This window comes from Faecalicatena sp. Marseille-Q4148, assembly GCA_018228665.1.
In the GTDB taxonomy this organism is placed as follows: domain Bacteria; phylum Bacillota; class Clostridia; order Lachnospirales; family Lachnospiraceae; genus UBA9414.
The window spans coordinates 2,087,986-2,105,630 of record CP073692.1 but is presented as its reverse complement, the minus strand read 5'-3'; the positions used below and the strand labels follow the sequence as shown (position 1 = coordinate 2,105,630).

The 17,645-nt window shown below is 37.0% G+C and carries 14 protein-coding genes and 2 pseudogenes; 13 read left to right on the top strand and 3 right to left on the bottom strand.

The window, feature by feature from the left end; translation table 11 throughout:
- The first annotated feature begins 7 nt into the window (after positions 1–7).
- The 12 genes from KFE17_10080 (at position 8) to KFE17_10025 (ending at position 11,971) form a co-directional block, all read left to right on the top strand.
- Entirely contained in the window at positions 8–1,402 is a 1,395-nt protein-coding gene (locus KFE17_10080) for an oligosaccharide flippase family protein (GenBank protein ID QUO31224.1), read from the top strand.
- The gene (locus KFE17_10075) at positions 1,402–2,763 is read left to right on the top strand and encodes a hypothetical protein (protein ID QUO31223.1); all 1,362 of its coding nucleotides are present in this window, start codon (positions 1,402–1,404) and stop codon (positions 2,761–2,763) included. The genes KFE17_10080 and KFE17_10075 overlap by 1 nt, the downstream gene beginning before the upstream one ends.
- A 164-nt stretch (positions 2,764–2,927) precedes the next feature.
- Positions 2,928–3,077 (top strand): 50S ribosomal protein L33, encoded by a 150-nt coding sequence (gene rpmG / locus KFE17_10070; GenBank protein QUO31222.1) that lies wholly within the window; start codon positions 2,928–2,930, stop codon positions 3,075–3,077.
- Between the two features lie 18 nt (positions 3,078–3,095).
- On the top strand, positions 3,096–3,299 hold the full coding sequence (gene secE / locus KFE17_10065; GenBank protein ID QUO31221.1) for a preprotein translocase subunit SecE: 204 nt from the start codon (positions 3,096–3,098) through the stop codon (positions 3,297–3,299).
- Between the two features lie 38 nt (positions 3,300–3,337).
- Positions 3,338–3,853, top strand: coding sequence for a transcription termination/antitermination factor NusG (gene nusG / locus KFE17_10060; GenBank protein ID QUO31220.1), 516 nt, complete (start codon positions 3,338–3,340; stop codon positions 3,851–3,853).
- Positions 3,854–3,904: 51 nt separating this feature from the next.
- Positions 3,905–4,330 (top strand): 50S ribosomal protein L11, encoded by a 426-nt coding sequence (gene rplK, locus KFE17_10055; protein ID QUO31219.1) that lies wholly within the window; start codon positions 3,905–3,907, stop codon positions 4,328–4,330.
- Between the two features lie 71 nt (positions 4,331–4,401).
- The gene (gene rplA / locus KFE17_10050; protein QUO31218.1) at positions 4,402–5,094 is read left to right on the top strand and encodes a 50S ribosomal protein L1; all 693 of its coding nucleotides are present in this window, start codon (positions 4,402–4,404) and stop codon (positions 5,092–5,094) included.
- 407 nt (positions 5,095–5,501) lie between these two features.
- The gene (locus KFE17_10045) at positions 5,502–9,587 is read left to right on the top strand and encodes a hypothetical protein (GenBank protein QUO31217.1); all 4,086 of its coding nucleotides are present in this window, start codon (positions 5,502–5,504) and stop codon (positions 9,585–9,587) included.
- 131 nt (positions 9,588–9,718) lie between these two features.
- Positions 9,719–10,258 (top strand): hypothetical protein, encoded by a 540-nt coding sequence (locus KFE17_10040; protein QUO31216.1) that lies wholly within the window; start codon positions 9,719–9,721, stop codon positions 10,256–10,258.
- A 237-nt stretch (positions 10,259–10,495) separates the two neighbouring features.
- Positions 10,496–11,350, top strand: coding sequence for a transposase (locus tag KFE17_10035; GenBank protein ID QUO31215.1), 855 nt, complete (start codon positions 10,496–10,498; stop codon positions 11,348–11,350).
- Positions 11,351–11,381: 31 nt separating this feature from the next.
- Positions 11,382–11,747, top strand: a complete 366-nt coding sequence (locus tag KFE17_10030) for a helix-turn-helix domain-containing protein (protein ID QUO31214.1) — start codon at positions 11,382–11,384, stop codon at positions 11,745–11,747.
- Positions 11,738–11,971, top strand: a complete 234-nt coding sequence (locus KFE17_10025) for a transposase (GenBank protein ID QUO31213.1) — start codon at positions 11,738–11,740, stop codon at positions 11,969–11,971. The genes KFE17_10030 and KFE17_10025 overlap by 10 nt, the downstream gene beginning before the upstream one ends.
- A gap of 381 nt (positions 11,972–12,352) precedes the next feature.
- Here KFE17_10025 and KFE17_10020 read toward each other — a convergent pair.
- The 3 genes and pseudogenes from KFE17_10020 to KFE17_10010 all read right to left on the bottom strand — a co-directional run bounded on the left by KFE17_10020 (position 12,353) and on the right by KFE17_10010 (position 15,106).
- Positions 12,353–13,605, bottom strand: a pseudogene (locus KFE17_10020) (transposase).
- A 723-nt stretch (positions 13,606–14,328) separates the two neighbouring features.
- Positions 14,329–14,595: pseudogene (locus KFE17_10015) on the bottom strand (transposase).
- A gap of 142 nt (positions 14,596–14,737) precedes the next feature.
- Positions 14,738–15,106, bottom strand: a complete 369-nt coding sequence (locus KFE17_10010) for a hypothetical protein (protein QUO31212.1) — start codon at positions 15,104–15,106, stop codon at positions 14,738–14,740.
- A gap of 429 nt (positions 15,107–15,535) precedes the next feature.
- On the opposite strand from KFE17_10010, the gene KFE17_10005 reads away from it, so the two are divergent.
- Positions 15,536–17,548 (top strand): hypothetical protein, encoded by a 2,013-nt coding sequence (locus KFE17_10005; protein ID QUO31211.1) that lies wholly within the window; start codon positions 15,536–15,538, stop codon positions 17,546–17,548.
- The last annotated feature ends 97 nt before the right edge of the window (positions 17,549–17,645 follow it).

Here is a 17,645-nt window from a genome sequence, read left to right as displayed (position 1 = left end):
TTGTGTAGTGAATTTAAGAAGAGCTGCAAAAACTGCTTTCGTCTATTTTGCAGGGAATGTATTATCCAAATTAGTTATTTTTATTTTATTTCCACTATATACCGTTTATATCGATCCGGTGCAGTATGGAAACTATGATTTGGCATGTTCTATCATAAACTTAATTGCACCGATCGCATTTGTCCAGATATGGGATGCGGTCTTTCGCTTTTCCTTTGATTCTGAAAAAACAAAAGACAAATATGCTTTAATTTCGAATACATTCGTTGTGAGTATCATAGGAGTGGGGGTATACATTATATTAATGACGGCTGTAAATGCATTTATGAAATTTGACTATTATCCATATGTAGCAGTCTATGGATTAGCGTTTGCCTTCCAATATGTATATGCGTATTCTGCCCGTGTATTTTTAAACAATACGTTATATGTTTTTTCAGGGGTATTAAATACGATTGTATCGGTTGTATTAAATGTCATTTTAATCGTAAACTTCCATTGGGATGTAAAATCGCTGTATGTATCTGCGATTATAGGAATTCTGCTCCAGATACTTGTGATTGAATGGAAACTAAAGCTCATTAAAAACTTTAGTATAAAAGATATTAACTTTAAAGTGGTAGAGCGGATGGTAAAATTCTCGATTCCGTTATGTATTGCAACCGTATCCTACTGGCTTTTGAGTGGTTACTCCCGTATCATTCTCGACAAATATGTCGGAGGAGTTGAAGTGGGATTATACGCTGTCGCCAACAGACTGGCAAGTATCGTAACTGTTGTGATGTCTATTTTCCAGTTTGCATGGAACGAGGCGGCATACCTGATGGCCCAGGATGAGGAACGAAAAAAAGTATACAAGTCGTTTGTCGATATCCTGCTAAAAACAATGTGTTGGATTATTGCAATGCTGATTATTTTTATCAGAATTGTATTTCCGTTCTATATCGGACCGGAGTATCAGGATGCAGTCTGGATCATTCCGGCAACTATCATCGGAGTTTCAGCTAATGCGGTGGCCGCATTTATCAGTACACTTTTTATGACAGAAAAGCAGACATCGTTTATTATGACGAGTACAGTGATTGCATCCGTTTTTAACGTAGTGTTTGCCATTTTCAGTGCAAAAAGATTTGGAATTCAGGGCGTTGTAGTTACATTAATGATTTCTTTTGTCATATTACTTGTTTTAAGAATATGGTCTATGGTAAAACTACAGGGAATTAAACTAGGAATAGACTTTCTGTACGCACTGACTGCATTAATTATCAGTGTAATCTTATTTTATTTGATATCAAATACTGTATTCCTGATCGGTATTTTATTCGTCTTAATCGTACTTGCGCTATTTGATATCAGAGAGGTAATTAGTTTGTGCATAAATAAATGGAGAAAAGAAAAATAATGAATGAAATAAGAAAATTAAACATATCAGATTTGATGATAAGAATATTAAAGCAGTGGAAAAAGATCATTATGTTTGTTCTTGTGTTCGGACTTCTTATGGGAGCTGTTGCTACAGTCAGTTTCTTGAAAGCGCGCAATAATAACAGTGTGCCAGAGACTGATGCTGAAACAAAAAAGATAAGTTACTCAGCTCATGATCAAAAAATATATGACAGGCAAGAAGAAGCATTAGAGCGAAATAAAGAGTTCTACAATATGTATAAAGATTATCTGGAAAATTCTATTAAAATGCAGGTTAATCCGGATCATGTATTTGAGGGAAAAGTAGAATGTCTGTTGAGCGGAATTGACCAGAAAGAAGTTTTGCGTGTAAAAAATGCATGTGAAGAAATTGTAAAACAGACAGATTTTTGTGATAAAGTAAGAGAAAAGTTAAATACAGATATTGAAGACGATTATATTCGTGAAATAGTGTCATTATCCTTTAATATGTATGAAGAGGCATCAGGGCTATTAGAGTTCACGGTTATTCATTTTGATGAGGATTCATGTCAGTCAATCATTGACATCTTGAAAACTGAACTTCAAAATATTCAATTAGAAAACAGCCTGTGTGAGATCATGGGGGCTTCTGTTGTTGAAACAAATAAATTTGCACTTGCAACAGAGCAAGATACATATTATGGATTAAAATGGAATTACTATGATAAGCTAAAGCAAGTTGAAGCGGACAGAGAGAATTTAAAAATGTCTTACCAAACCGCACCTATAGAAATTAACACACAAAACAGCCAGTTTAATATACTCTATGTTGTATTTGGACTCATTGGTGGAGGCATATTAGGAATCATATATTTTGGAATAAAATATTTATTCAGCGATCGCATTCATGCAAAAGAAGACATTGGCGGGCTGCAGGAAGTACCTGTTGTAACAATCACAGATGAAAATAAAGCATTCAAATGTTTTGTTGACCGGTGGATTGATAAATTAGAGAAAAAGACGGGAAACATTCCGACAACCTCAGCAGAAATGGCGCTACTTCCAGTAATTATGTCAGCAATCAAAAAAAATATCACAGGTGTTTGTCTGACCGGAACATTATTCAGTGCAGAACATACTGGTGGAAACATCGAAATGATTCAGAAAGTGAAAGACCTATTTGCTAAATACAATCTGGAAGTTATCATGCTAAACAGTATCTTAGGTGATGCAGATTCCATGAAAAAATCAGCAGACATCGCTAATGTCATTTTGTATGAAGTATGTGAAAAATCCAGTCATAAAAAATTATGTGAAGAGGTTTCCAAGTTGCAGCAGTGCGGCATCGAAATTCAGGCAATTATTTTAGAAAAATAGAAGAATTTTCACTTTGCAAAAAAAACTTGACGTACCTCCATTCGCCATGCTATACTAGACAGGCGAATGGAAGTAGGTCTTTTTTTTATGCCTAAAAATGGGCAGTCTCGCAAGCTGCCATGTAACACGAAACATGAAATTAAACATGAAGCGAGGTGGAAGTTGTGCGCACAAGAATCACATTGGAATGTACAGAATGTAAACAGCGTAACTACAATATGATGAAGGATAAGAAAGCACATCCTGAACGTATGGAAACAAAGAAATATTGTAAGTTCTGTAAATCACACACAATGCACAAAGAAACAAAGTAGTTGTCTGAGGTGAATGTTATGGGCGAAAAAACAAAAAACAATGCTCCGAAGACAAGCTGGTTCAAGGGCTTGAAGGCAGAGTTTAAGAAAATTGTTTGGCCAGACAAGAAAACACTTGGAAAGCAGACGGCTGCAGTTGTTTTTGTTTCCGTAGTACTTGGAGCAGTTATCACAATAGTGGATATCATTGCACAGTACGGAATTGATTTATTAGTAAAATAAGAAACTGATAAACAAGGGCAATTATGAAAGGTGATTTTATGTCAGAGGCAAAATGGTATGTAGTTCATACTTATTCAGGGTATGAAAACAAAGTAAAAGCCAACATTGATAAGACAATTGAGAACCGTCATCTTGAGGATCAGATCCTTGAGGTACGAGTACCGATGCAGGACGTTGTCGAGATGCGCGGAGGCACTCAGAAAGCGGTTCAGAAGAAAATGTTTCCTGGATATGTCCTGATTCATATGATTATGAATGATGATACCTGGTATGTCGTAAGAAATACAAGAGGTGTGACAGGTTTCGTTGGACCTGGATCGAAACCGGTACCGCTTACAGATGCTGAGATGATGAATCTTGGAATCCAGAAAGAGGATATCGTAGTAGATTTCGCGGAAGGCGATGCAGTTACAGTAACAGGCGGTGCCTGGGAAGGTACAGTCGGAGTAATTCAGAGCATGAATGTTCCGAAACAGAGCCTGACAATCAATGTTGAGTTATTTGGTCGCGAAACACCGGTAGAAATCAGTTTCGCAGAAGTCAAGAAGATGTAACAGTAAGTGGGAGGGAACATCCCCGCAATTACCACAAGGAGGTACAATAAAATGGCAAAAAAAGTAACAGGTTATATTAAATTACAGATCCCTGCTGGAAAGGCAACTCCAGCTCCGCCGGTTGGTCCAGCTCTTGGACAGCACGGTGTAAACATCGTTGAATTTACAAAACAGTTCAACGCAAGAACAGCAGATCAGGGAGATTTAATTATCCCGGTTGTAATTACAGTATATAATGACAGAAGTTTCAGCTTCATAACAAAGACACCGCCGGCAGCAGTTCTTATTAAGAAAGCTTGTAACATCAAATCTGGTTCAGGCGTTCCGAACAAGAATAAAGTTGCTACAATTACAAAAGCTCAGTTACAGGAAATCGCTGAGTTAAAAATGCCAGACTTAAACGCTGCATCTGTAGAAGCTGCTATGAGCATGGTAGCAGGAACATGCAGAAGTATGGGTGTCAAAGTAGAAGAGTAATCGCAGACACTTTGTTTGAACAGTAGACGTGGGAGGGGCTCTCCCGATAATACCACTAGGAGGTTATTAAGATGAAACGAGGAAAAAAATATATCGAAGCTGCTAAATTAATCGAAAGAGGAAATCTTTACGATAAAGAAGAAGCAGTTGCATTAGTGAAAAAATCAGCAGTAGCTAAATTTGATGAAACAATCGAAGCTCATATCAGAACAGGTTGTGACGGACGTCACGCTGACCAGCAGATCCGTGGTGCTGTAGTTCTTCCACACGGAACAGGTAAAAAAGTTCGTATCTTAGTATTTGCTAAAGATGCTAAAGCTGAAGAAGCAAAAGCAGCAGGAGCAGATTACGTAGGAGCAGAAGACCTGATCCCGAGAATCCAGAACGAAGGATGGTTCGATTATGATGTAGTTGTAGCTACACCAGATATGATGGGTGTTGTTGGACGTCTTGGACGTGTACTTGGACCGAAAGGGTTAATGCCAAACCCGAAAGCTGGTACAGTAACAATGGACGTTACAAAAGCGATCAACGATATCAAAGCTGGTAAGATTGAGTACAGATTAGATAAAACAAACATTATCCATGTGCCGATTGGAAAAGCTTCCTTCACAGAAGAACAGTTAGCGGACAACTTCCAGACGCTTATCGATGCTCTTATGAAAGCTAAACCGGCAGCTGTAAAAGGTCAGTATTTAAGAAGTGTAACACTTACTTCTACAATGGGACCTGGTGTAAAAATCAACCCGGCTAAATTAGCTTAATAAAAGTATATAAAGAAATTACCGACCCTGCCCTAGACATAGTATATGTTTTTGGTGGGGTCAGAATATATTGGTTAATTTATTATCGAAAGGATTGATATGAGTAGATATGCCAATTGCCCAGTATGACTGCAGTAGGGAAAACTAAAATTACTTCTTGAAATGTGCAAAAATAGTACGAAAAGCGGCACAATATGTACTTGGGCAAGATTGACAAAGGATATATAGGGTGATAGTATTAAGGTACTAACAATGGGAGGGGAATGCCATCTATCCTTATAATTATTATAGTAAGTTACTAGTAATAAATGGACTTGTAAGGGTGAATGCATAAATAAAAAGGGTAGAGTACATTATCTGACTATTGCGAATATTATTAAAAATGTATTGTTTAGGAGGAAAGAACAATGTACAGGAAAAAGTTAATGCGTGCATGCCTGGCTGGAATTATGGCTGCTACAGTTGTCACACAGAGCGTTCCAGTGTATGCGGCAGAGCCAAATCAGGCAAAGCAGGAAGCAACAGACAAAGCAGCCAATGTAAAAGTTGGAGTTGAGTTTGTTAATGAAAATGGAATAGTTGTAAAAGGTCAGTGGCTGTATTTCACAGAAGGAACTCATAGTTATAGTGAATTAGAGAGCCACGTACCGGATGGATATGAGATCAGCCAGACAGGTGATTGGTATGCAGAAGAAGGTGGAAAAGTTTCTGTCAATATCGTGAAAAAAGAAGAAGAGCCAGAGAAACCAGCAGCTAATGTAAAAGTTGGAGTTGAGTTTGTTAATGAAAATGGAATAGTTGTTAAAGGTGAGTGGCTGTATTTCACAGAAGGAACTCACAGCTATAGCGAATTAGAGAGCCACGTGCCGGATGGATATAAGATTAGCCAGACAGGTGATTGGTATGCAGAAGAAGGTGGAAAAGTTTCTGTCAATATCGTGAAAAAAGAAGAAGAGCCAGAGAAACCAGCAGCTAATGTAAAAGTTGGAGTTGAGTTTGTTAATGAAAATGGAATAGTTGTTAAAGGTGAGTGGCTGTATTTCACAGAAGGAACTCACAGCTATAGCGAATTAGAGAGCCACGTGCCGGATGGATATAAGATTAGCCAGACAGGTGATTGGTATGCAGAAGAAGGTGGAAAAGTTTCTGTCAATATCGTGAAAAAAGAAGAAGAGCCAGAGAAACCAGCAGCTAATGTAAAAGTTGGAGTTGAGTTTGTTAATGAAAATGGAATAGTTGTTAAAGGCGAGTGGCTGTATTTCACAGAAGGAACTCACAGCTATAGCGAATTAGAGAGCCACGTGCCGGATGGATATAAGATTAGCCAGACAGGTGATTGGTATGCAGAAGAAGGTGGAAAAGTTTCTGTCAATATCGTAAAAAAAGAAGAGGTTATAAAAGAAACAGTTCTTAATGTTACTTTTGTGACAAAAGATGGAGAAGAAGTTGGATCTGAAGTTGTAAGATCTACAGTACAAGGTTCTTCTAATGATAACTGGACATTTATGCTCGGAACAGACTTTTATCTTCCAGATAGCTATAAATTAGCTGAAGGTGAGGCAACACAGTTTGAAGTTCCGTTCGGAGCTACTTCTGCAGCTACAATTGTTGTGGAAAAAATTGTTAATGTAAAAACAGTATATGTATCCTACATCGATGAAGAAACAAAAATGCCACTTGAAAATGGAATTGAAGAGATCAAATTAGCAGCAGATGCAAACTCATTCAACACAAGCATCTTAAAGAACGTACCGGCAGGATACGAAGTATGTGTAACAGGAGATGTTACATTTGAAGGCGACACAGTAAATGTAGAAGTACGTAAAGCTGAAAAAACAGTATATGTATCCTACATCGATGAAGAAACAAAAATGCCGCTTGAAAATGGAATTGAAGAGATCAAATTAGCAGCAGATGCAAACTCATTCAACACAAGCATCTTAAAGAACGTACCGGCAGGATACGAAGTATGTGTAACAGGGGATGTTACATTTGAAGGCGACACAGTAAATGTAGAAGTACGTAAAGCTGAAAAAACAGTATATGTATCCTACATCGATGAAGAAACAAAAATGCCGCTTGAGAATGGAATCGAAGAGATCAAATTAGCAGCAGATGCAAACTCATTCAACACAAGCATCTTAAAGAACGTACCGGCAGGATACGAAGTATGTGTAACAGGAGATGTTGCATTTGAAGGCGACACAGTAAATGTAGAAGTACGTAAAGCTGAAAAAACAGTATATGTATCCTACATCGATGAAGAAACAAAGATGCCGCTTGAAAATGGAATTGAAGAGATCAAATTAGCAGCAGATGCAAACTCATTCAACACAAGCATCTTAAAGAACGTACCGGCAGGATACGAAGTATGTGTAACAGGAGATGTTGCATTTGAAGGCGACACAATAAATGTAGAAGTACGTAAAGTTGCAAAAACAGTATATGTATCCTACATCGATGAAGAAACAAAGATGCCGCTTGAAAATGGAATTGAAGAGATCAAATTAGCAGCAGATGCAAACTCATTCAACACAAGCATCTTAAAGAACGTACCGGCAGGATACGAAGTATGTGTAACAGGGGATGTTACATTTGAAGGCGACACAGTAAATGTAGAAGTACGTAAAGCTGAAAAAACAGTATATGTATCTTACATCGATGAAGAAACAAAGATGCCGCTTGAGAATGGAATCGAAGAGATTAAATTAGCAGCAGATGCAAACTCATTCAACACAAGCATCTTAAAGAACGTACCGGCAGGATACGAAGTATGTGTAACAGGAGATGTTGCATTTGAAGGCGACACAATAAATGTAGAAGTACGTAAAGTTGCAAAAACAGTATATGTGTCATACATTGATGCAGATACAAAAATGCCGCTTGAGAATGCAATTGAAACATTGAAATTAGAGGCAGGAGCGACATATTTCAATGCAAGTGTATTAAAAGCAATTCCAGAAGGATATGAACTTGTAACAACAGGTGATGTATTTGTTGGAAATAATGATACAGTAAATGTAGAAGTACGCAAAGCTGAAAAGACAGTATATGTATCATACATTGATGCAGATACAAAAATGCCGCTTGAAAATGCAATTGAAACAATTAAATTAGCAGCAAATGTAACATATTTTAATACAAATATGTTAAAAGCAATTCCAGAAGGATATACACTTGCAGTAGCAGGTGATGTATTTGTTGGAAATAATGATACAGTAAATGTAGAAGTACGCAAAGCTGAAAAGACAGTATATGTATCATACATTGATGAAGAAACAAAGATGCCATTTGAAAATGGAATCGAAGAGATCAAAGTACCGGCAGATGCAAACTCATTCAACACAAGCATCTTAAAGAACGTACCGACAGGATACGAACTCTGTGTAGTAGGAGATGTTACATTTGAGGGAGATTCATTAAACGTAGAAGTACGTAAAGCTGAAAAAACAGTATACGTATCATACATTGATGAAGAAACAAAGATGCCATTTGAAAATGGAATCGAAGAGATCAAATTAGCAGCAGATGCAAACTCATTCAACACAAGCATCTTAAAGAACGTACCGGCAGGATACGAACTCTGTGTAGTAGGAGATGTTACATTTGAGGGAGATTCATTAAACGTAGAAGTACGTAAAGCTGAAAAGACAGTATACGTATCATACATTGATGAAGAAACAAAGATGCCATTTGAAAATGGAATTGAAGAGATCAAAGTACCGGCAGATGCAAATTCATTCAACACAAGCATCTTAAAGAACGTACCGGCAGGATACGAACTCTGTGTAGTAGGAGATATTGCATTTGAGGGAGATTCATTAAATGTAGAAGTACGTAAAGTAGTTAACTTCGAATATGTAAAAGTAACATATGTAGATGCAGACAACGGTGAATTCGTAGTAGGATATGGAACAGCTAAAGTTGAAAAAGGAGCAGCATACTTCAACACATCTACTTTGACAGATGTACCTTATGGATATGAAATTGCAGAAGCTGGAGATATGGTTATCGCTAATGGTGAAGCAACAGTTAAAGTTCGTAAGATTGATAATGTACAGGAAGTTACAATTACATATGTGCATAAAACAACAGGAGATGTAGTTGGATATGGCAAGCTGAATGCATACAAAGATGAAACATATTTCAATACATCAAGATTGACAGATATCCCAGAAGGATATGTACTTGCAGATGTTGGTGATATGCCGATTGAAAATGGAGCAGCAACAGTATATGTATATGCAGCAACAGATATGGAAGAACTTCAGCCATCTACACCAGTAGAGCCATCCAAACCGGTAGAACCATCTAAACCGGAAAATCCGGACAAGAATGAAGAAACTACAACTGATGATAACAAGAAAGATGATAAAAAAGATGACAAGAAAACATCTGCTAAGACAGGCGATGAGACGAATCCAATCGCAGCAGTTTTACCAGCAGGTATCAGTCTTGCAGCAATTCTTGCACTGTTAAAGAAACGTAAATAGTTTTTTGCAGGATTTGTAAAATAGTCTTTTGTAAAAAATCAGAATATTGCCAAAAATGCTTAGCGTTTTTGGCAATATTTTTTGGATAAAACTTCTTTTTATACGAGTGCGTTGGGTGAAAGGGAAAAATTATGAAAAAAATTATAGGTTATTTAATGTTGATGTGTTTAATAATGACCGTGCTGATAGGTTGCGGAAAGCAAAAAGAAGAACAAAAGAAAGAGACAGAAAAGTATATAGGTACAGTGGCAGGAAATTTAGAAGTATTAAAGGAACCCTTAGCAGAAGAAGATGTTAGTAATGTAGAAAAAGGAATTCGTGATTGGATTTCAGCTTTTTTGGCAGTAAACAGTGATACAGGAAATCGAGAATTAAAGGATGATGCTCTATATAACAGTATAGTTGATGAACATCAAAGGGAAAAATTAGAAGAAAAAAGAACAGAATTTTATAAAGATAGCACAGTAGTGATTGAAGAAATTAGGGTAGAAGTAGGAGACACTAAAAAAGCTATATATGATAAAAGAGAAGTGGGGATTGTGGAATGCATAGCCGAAGTGAACGGGAAAAAAAATGATAATAAATTTAATGAAAAATATGTAATAGAATTTGTTGTAGATTATATAGGCGATATAGTGTCTGTGTATGAAATAGAAAGTATTACCTGGTAAAATAGTTATGTTTGGAAAATTAGTTTTATATGAAATATTATAGAAAATGCCGTTCAATCATTCGATATAGTGGTTGTACGGTATTTTGTGTTAAAATAAAGGTTCTATGTCAATAGTTGGGGTGCTTGATGAGTATTCCAATGCAATAGGTTCTTCCGCAATTATCCGTTTTTACCTTTTTATATTATTGGAAATATAGTATAATTAACATATCAAAAGATATGAGGAGGCAGTCAGATGTCAGGTTCACACAATACATTATGTATAAATAGTTTTTATCCTGAAACTGAATTAAATATAACGGAGATCAGGGAATATGAAAAACAGATATTAATACGAATGAAATCAATTTCAAAGAATTGTAGGTGCCCGAAATGTGGCTGTATAACAGATAAATATCATGGAACGTATATTCGTAAAGTACAGGATCTCCCTATTTTAGGGAAGATGACTCAACTTGAAATTTGTTCTCATGAATATGAATGTATGAACGATGGCTGTGAAGCAACAACGTTTGCTGAAACATTTGATGGTTTTCTTAATGCTTATAGTCGTATGACAGAACGATGTGCTGATTTTATCTGTACATTAGCAATGGAATCCAGCTGTGAAGGCTGCGCCCGTATTTGTAAGGCACTTGGCATTAAAATTAGTGGGGATACTGTTATAAGACTGCTTTTAAGAAGGTATGAATCTCTTCCCGGACCAGAGGTGGGTGATGTAATTGGCGTGGATGATTTTGCATATAAAAAACGACATACATATGGAACTATTATTGTAAATGAAGAAAATCATGAACCAATTGCGCTGTTGGATGGAAGAAATGGAGATGCACTAAGAAATTGGCTTAAGAATAGTAAACATATAAAAGTAGTCACTCGTGACCGGGCGAGTGCATATGCAAAAGTAATATCGGAAGACTTACCCGATGTTATGCAGGTGGCAGACCGGTTTCATTTACATCAGAATTTATTGGAGACAATCAAAAAGGCGCTAAATCATGTACTTCCGGCAACAGTAAGTATTCCTCATGTTGAGCAGTCCACAGTTATAGAAGAACCGTGTAAAAAAAATCGAATCTATTGTGGATAACTCTTCTATTTTTTCAGAAAAACGGTATAAAATGGTCTGTCAAATACAGAAATTTTTAAGTGAAGGCTGTAGCTATCGTGAGATAGCAAAACGGATGGGGGTAGGACGAAATACGATTGCAAAATATCGTGAAGGAGATCCGAAAGAACTAAGTATGTACGGAATCCGGCAGAGTAAATTGGATATATTTTATGATTTCATTATTCAATGTTTGGATTCCGGGTGGAGTAAAAGTAAAACAATAAAAGAAATTTATGCAAAAGGATATACAGGTTCAAAGAGTAATGCCTTTGACTATTTGTGTAAGATAGAACAAAAAGAAAACAAATATTTTGAAGTGCAACCATATATCCGAACAATGACAGAAGGATTAAAATACAGAACAACTTGTTTATAGAAAAATATTGCAAAAGCGAGATTAAAGCAATAAAGAGTTTTGCTGAAGGATTAAAAAGAGACATAGATGCGGTTGAAAATGCGGTAGCCTATGACTATAGTAATGGTTTTGTAGAAGGGACAAATAGTCGGTTAAAAATGATAAAACGAACAATGTATGGACGCTGTAGAAAACGTTTACTAGAGGCAAAACTTAGATATGCGTGGAAATTCAGAAACGGATAATTACGGAAGAACCACGGAGCCCGGATTATTCACAGACAGAGGGAGATGGAAAATAGAAAATCAGACAACACCTACAGAAGATTTGATTGAGGAGTGATGAAACAATGTGGAAATTAGTTAAGGACTTACTGCTGGTATTCAATGCTGGCGGTGTGAAAGATGTGCTGTTAGAGCTGTTCAATAAGATTATCGGTGTGCAAAAATCTTGAGTTTCCGCAAACTGTAATTAAAACATGAATATGTCTGTCCAGAGTACCAATCTGCCAATCTTTTGAAAATTTCAGAATGGCAGTTATGTGATTAGAGGTACTTTAATAAGCCCCGCCGGAACCGGACTTTGGGAAGACCTATTCCTTTATATCCATATGGCACGATATCTATTCAAACAGCAAGCTCAAGGCAGAGTTGAAGGTATGCAGGACGCTTTGATCTGAACCATAGCCTGATGCCTTCTTTTGCATAGGACAGTATGCCAGAGATGCCTTTTGCCGGCCGGTAATAGAAGAAAGATATTTTTTCTTTTATTGGATTTGCTGTCGTTATAATAGCAACTTTAAGGGTATTTGTTTCAGGTTTCATGGAAATGTGAGCCAGAAAAGCCATGCATAAAGTGATATAAAAATTCAGGGCATTGATTGCTTTCAGCTTGCGTACCCGGAAATTTTCGAATCGAAACACCTGTTTTTTACAACGAAAATATTCCTCAATACGCCATCTGGAAAAATAAAGCTTTGCAACTTTTATCACATCATCTTTCGATTTGATCTCTTTGTTTGTTGCAAGCATCATAGGATGATCCGTGATCCCATAAACAAGGACTAAATAAATGTCTTTTCTGGATGCGGTTATCTGTACTTTCACATGGGAAAGATAAGCTTCATGTGCCTTTCCTTTATAGTACAGAGGAAGTTTTACTTTGCCCTTCCTGCGGTTACGCAGTTCAGTGGCAAATACCCACTTATTATGGTACAGGAGCTTGCGCTTTGCAGTCAGACGGATGACATAATCCTGATTCATGGAATCCAGTTTGAGAAACATCTTGTTATCATCATAGCCACGATTCATGACAAAGGTTGCTTTTCCAAAGAGTGCAGTTGCCCGTTCCATGGCTGAAAAAGTAATATTATTAATGGAAGTGAAATTTTTTTCAGTTGAAGAATGGAACTCGGAAAAAGACTGACCGGCTGATTGCTGTTAGTAAGAACCGTAGCTTCTGTTATATGATATCCTTTTTGATAAACCTTTTTTGTAGCTGTACTTTCAGAACCATCCCGTACCTAGCCAAGAGATTCAAATTTATGTCCATCCGGTTTTACAATGTTACTACCGTCGATATGAATGACAGGGTGAGCGGGACACCATTTTTTTAAGCAGGCTAAGTAGGTATTCAATGCGTCTTTTGGTGTGCCTTTTGACAAATGTCTGGAAAGACGGTCAACACTGTTGATCTTTTTAGATGGCTCATGTAGCTGGTCAACAATGTCTGTAAGCAGACAACCGTTGGAAGCAAGAATGCCATAATTCATGTCAGCTATAAATTTTCTATCGGGTTTGGGAAGCTTTCTGGAAATTTTATTGGAAAAATTTAGAATTTCCCGTTTCATTTGGTATGTTTTTGATGTAAAATTGACCATAAGGAATCCTCCTCTTTTTTGTTTAGTACGATTTTTTGTGGTGATTAAATTTTACATCAAAAAGGAATTTGACAACTTCCTCTATCTCTGATAGAATGAAAATAGAAAAAGGCACTACCGATAAGCGGTTAGTCCAAAGATGTATGTATACTTTTTAAAAAGTAACCGTTTCCTTGGCCGGGGCGGTTACTTTTTTGTATGATCTATGTATGCAATCAAAATCGATACTACGATACCAAGTATCATCAGTACGATAGAGAGCAGTTCAAAATCAGTCATAAAGTTTGCCCTCCTTTCCCAGATTTCCCATAAAGGATTTCTATGTAATCAGAGGATCCAGTCCCTCTGTTGAAGGACTAACCGCCTACCGTTTTCAAGTAGTGCCCACAATCATTTTACCAGAGTTGTTTTGTTTTGACAAGATATAGCCTTTCTTGACAGCGATGAGGAATAAAATATTTTATTTTTATCTTATTCTTCACCATTTACGCATTTTATTGTTTATTCACATTTCTCTAAAATTTTTAAAAGTTATCCACCTCACTTAGGTCTGCTTCTCCTATTTCAAAAAATGTAGAATATTATTTAGTTATTTTCTTGAGTTTCCGCAAAATGTAATTTCAAAATGAATAGAATCTCCTAAAGTGTCAATCTGCCGATTCTTGAAATTTTAAGAAAGGTAGTTCCGTGAATAGAGGCACTTTAATAAGCCCCGTTAGAACATACAGGATTTGCTGCCTTTATGAGGGAAACCTTAAGGGCATTGGTTACTGATTCCATTGAAGTCATTGCAAGAAATGCCATGCATAAGGTGATATAAAAATTAAGCGCGTTGATTGCCTTCAGCTTACGCACACGAAAGTTCTCGAACTGGAACATCTGCTTTTTACAGCGGAAATATTCTTCGATTTTACAGCGGGAAAAGTAAGTTCTTGCCACCCGGATTACATCGTCTTTCGATTTGATTTCTTTATTAGTAACAAGCATCATCGGATGTTCGATAATGCCGTAAACAAGCACAAGATAAATGTCCTTTCTGGATGCAGTAATCTGTACTTTGACATGTGAAAGGTAGGCTTCATGGTCTTTGCCCTTGTAAAAAACATTTGTTTTCACCTTGCCTTTCCTGCGATTACGAAGTTCTGTAGCCTCTGTCCATGATAAAAGTGGCTTTGTCAAAGAGAGATTTTCCCTGTTCAATTGCTTGGAAAGTAATTGTATTTGCAGATTTATAATCTTTTTCATGAGACGAATGTATTTTAGAAAAAATACTAACAGGATGATCGCCGGAAGTAAGAATGCAAGCCTCGGTTACATGATACCCTTTTTTATAAACGCTTTTAGAGGATGTACTTTCTGAACCATCGCGGACAATTCCAAGTGATTCAAATTTATAGCCATCTGGCTTAACAACATCACTATCATCAATGTAAATGATAGGTTCAGAAGAACTCCATTTTTTAACTTGTTGTAGGTAAGCGGAAGTAGCAGATGCAGACACACCTTTTTCAAGGTGTCTAGATAAACGATCAACAACGTTTTAGTCTAAAAAGTATAGTACTCAACTTTTTATACCAGAAAGAAGTTAGACTATGAATTCTCAAAAATCTTTTAGGAGCATTTAGTTGGCCACGCACAAAGGAAGAGACTATGGAGATTGCTCTAAAGCAGTTCCAAATGTTAATGCACAGGCTTTCCGTTGTTGCAAAACATCCAATAAAAGAACTGAAGGATCCACTCAAAATTATGTAGCATTGTGCAATTCGTAGAAAACAAATTTTCTTTTTTTATAAAGTGTAATTTTTAGATTATTTTAGTGCATTATATGTAATTGACAAACAATATTTAAAGTGATAGCATTAATAGTAGCAACAATAGAAGTGCGTTATCTGCTATTGAAAAATATTTCAAAATGTGGGAGGAAATAACGATGTATAGGAAAAAATTAATGCGTGCTTGTTTAGCAGGAATTATGGCTGCTACAGTAGTAGGGTCAAGTGTACCAGCATATGCGGCAGAACCAGAGGGAGCAGCACAGGAAGAAACTGTGCAGGAGGAAAGAACCGTATATGTAAGCTTTGCAACAGAAGATGGTGTTAAGGTAAGTGATGATGTATTACCGATTCAAGTAAGCGGAACAACATTCCATACAAGTAAGCTTACGAAACTGCCGGCAGGCTATGAACTGTGCAGCGTAGGCGATGTATACGTGGGAGAAGCAGATGCAGTAACGGTTACAGTAAGAAAGAAGGCAGCTGAGGAAAGAACGGTATATGTAAGCTTTGCAACAGAAGATGGTGTTAAGGTAAGTGATGATGTATTACCGATTCAAGTAAGCGGAACAACATTCCATACAGATAAGCTTACGAAATTGCCGGCAGGCTATGAACTGTGCAGCGTAGGCGATGTATATGTAGGCGAAGCAGATGCAGTAACAGTTACGGTAAGAGAGAAAGCTGTTGAAGAAAGAACAGTATACGTTAAATTTGAGACAGAAGATGGAAAGCTGCTTGATGATGTGCTGCCGATTAAAGTAAGCGGAACAACATTCCATACAAGTAAGCTTACGAAACTGCCGGCAGGCTATGAACTGTGCAGCGTAGGCGATGTATATGTAGGCGAAGCAGATGCAGTAACGGTTACGGTAAGAGAGAAAGCTGTTGAAGAAAGAACAGTATACGTTAAATTTGAGACAGAAGATGGAAAGCTGCTTGATGATGTGCTGCCGATTAAGGTAAGCGGAACAACATTCCATACAGATAAGCTTATGAAATTGCCGGCAGGCTATGAACTGTGCAGCGTAGGCGATGTATATGTGGGAGAAGCAGATGCAGTAACAGTTACTGTAAGAAAAGTCGAGACAGTTAAGGCAACTGTTTTAAGAGTTGTTTATCGAGATGAGGCAACACAGGAAGTTGTTGGTGAAGAAACTTTAACAGGTGGACGCCAGAATGAAGAAGGAAATTATATTTTTAATGCCGATATTGACTTTAATATTCCGGCAGGCTATGAAGTAGCTGTAAATTATGGTGATATTGAAGTTGCAGAAGGTACAGCATCATCAATGGAATGTCTTGTAAAGAAAGCATCTGAATTCGAATATGCAAAAGTAACATATGTAGATGCAGATGGTGGTTTTGTAGTAGGTTATGGAACAGCTAAAGTAGAAAAAGGAGCAACATACTTCAATACATCTATCTTAAATGATCTTCCATATGGTTATGAACTTGCAACACTCGGTGACGTATCAATTGTTGATGGAGTAGCAGAAGTAGGAGTAAGAAAAGTCAAAGAAGAAGCACCAGAATATGTAAAAGTAACATATGTAGATGCTGATAATGGTGAATATGTAGTAGGTTATGGAACAGCTAAGGTAGAAAAAGGAGCAACATACTTCAATACATCTATCTTAACAGATGTACCTTACGGATATGAGATTGCAGAAGTTGGTGATATGCCAATTGCTAATGGTGAAGCAATTGTTAAGGTTCGTAAGATTGATAATGTACAGGAAGTAACAATCACATATGTACATAAAACAACAGGTGCTGTAGTTGGTTATGGTAAACTGAATGCATATAAGAATGAAACATATTTCAATACATCTAGATTAACAGATATTCCAGAGGGATATGTACTTGCAGATGTTGGTGATATGCCGATTGAAAATGGGGCAGCAACAGTATATGTATATGCAGCAACAGATATGGAAGAAATTCAGCCATCTACACCGGTAGAACCATCTAAGCCAGTAGAGCCATCCAAACCGGCAAATCCGGACAAGAACGAAGGAACTACAACTGACGATAAGAAGAAAGACGATAAAAAAGATGACAAGAAAACATCTGCTAAGACAGGCGATGAGACGAATCCGATCGCAGCAGTTTTACCGGCAGGTATCAGTCTTGCAGCAATTCTTGCACTGTTAAAGAAACGTAAATAGTTTACCGTAGGATTTACAGTGTAGTCTTTTGTGAAAAATCAGAATATTGCCAAAAATGCTTAGCATTTTTGGCAATATTTTTTTGAAACAAGCGAAA